1 protein-coding gene is annotated in these 1,526 nt (G+C 66.4%); it reads right to left on the bottom strand.

What is annotated here, in order from left to right; translation table 11 throughout:
• Nucleotides 1-94 precede the first annotated feature (94 nt).
• Entirely contained in the window at nucleotides 95-1,378 is a 1,284-nt protein-coding gene (locus NS355_RS17875) for an Hsp70 family protein (protein ID WP_058746879.1), read from the bottom strand.
• Nucleotides 1,379-1,526: the final 148 nt, after the last annotated feature.

The raw sequence follows: 1,526 nt of genomic DNA, 5'->3' as shown, positions 1-1,526 counted from the left end.
GCGGGAGGGGATGGGGGAGGGCAGGGAGTCTCACCGAGACCATCACTTGCGGCCTTGCCCTCCCCAAACCCCTCCCGTTTACGGGAGGGGCTTTTTAGGCAGCCCACGCCCCGATATCCGCCTGCTCGCCGATCAGCGCCAGGCCATGCGCGATCGAGGTCAGCTCACCCCCGGTCGCGATCTTCTCACCGCCGAACCGCGCCTCGAACATCCGCCGGATCGCGGGCATCAGCGAGGTGCCGCCGGTCAGGAACACCCGGTCGATCGCGCCCGCCTCGGTTGCGGCGGCGGTCAGCGCCCGGTCGACCGCCTGCTCGATCCGCGCGAGGTCGGGGGCGATCCAGCTTTCGAAGTCCTTGCGTGAGACATCCGCCTCGATCGACAGGCCGCCGCCGTCGAACCGGAAGCGCGCGTCTTCCGCCGCCGACAGGTCGCGCTTCACCCGCCCGACCGCATCGTAGAGCCGGTATCCCTGCTCCTCCTCGATGATCGCGATCATCCGCCCGATCGCGTCGGGGTCGATCGCGGCGCGGCGTAGTTTCTCCAGTTCTGCCAGCGTCTTGCGGTTGCGCATCAGCGCCAGCCGCGACCAGTCGCCGAAATCGGCGAAATAGCCGCGCGGAATCTCCAATATCTTGTCGAACGAACGATATTTCCCGCCCGCGCCCAGGAGCGGCAGGACGAGGTGATCGATCAGCTTCTGGTCGAACCGGTCGCCCGCAATACCGACACCGGCATGGCCCAGCGGCTCGCAACGCCGGTCCGCGCCGGGGGCGGCGATGCGCACGACCGAAAAGTCGCTGGTGCCGCCGCCGAAATCGGCGACCAGCACGGTGGCAGGCTCGCTGATCCGCGAGGCATAGCTGAACGCCGCGCCCAGCGGTTCATAGACATAATGAATCTCCGCCCCCAGCCGTGCGAACATCGCGTCATAGCGTTGGCGGGCCAGCGCCTCGTCGGGGCGATGCCCGGCATATTCGACCGGCCGCCCGACGACGATCCGTGCCGCCTTGCCATCGAGCGTCCCGCCGCTGCGCGCTGCCATCCGGTCGAGAAAGGCGCGGCCGAGTTCCTCGAAGCGATAGCGTTTGTCGAACACGGTGGCGTGTTCGAACACGGGCGAGGCAGCGACCGACTTGAACGACTGGATGAACCGGCTGCCGCCCGGGAAATCGAGATATTCGGCGATGGCCCATGGCCCCGCCTCCACCTCGATCCCATCATCCTCCCAGAAGCATAGCGCCGAGCGGAAGACGGGGTCTTCGCCCTTCGGGGCCTTAAGGGGGACGAGATGGGACTTGCCGTCCTCGGCGCGGGCGACGACCGAGTTGGTGGTGCCGAAGTCGATGCCGAGGATGGCGTGCGGGGTGTCGGTCATGCGGCGTCCGCTACACGATATGGCGTGACGGGGGAGAGCTTTTCGCTCGTATCGGTCTTTTGCTCCTGTCTCTTCTACCCATCTGACGCTGCCGACGAAGCGGATCGTGTAGATCTAGGAGCTCGCCATATCATACAAAAACAACAGA

The sequence above is a fragment of the Sphingomonas yabuuchiae genome (assembly GCF_001477495.1).
Lineage (GTDB): Bacteria > Pseudomonadota > Alphaproteobacteria > Sphingomonadales > Sphingomonadaceae > Sphingomonas > Sphingomonas yabuuchiae_A.
The sequence above is the reverse complement of the archived record's forward strand: the minus strand, read 5'-3'. Positions and strand labels throughout refer to the sequence as shown.

What these genes read in the sequence shown, in the direction of transcription:
- NS355_RS17875 (WP_058746879.1), bottom strand. Translation starts at nt 1,378, where the DNA reads ATGACCGACACCCCGCACGCCATCCTCGGCATCGACTTCGGCACCACC.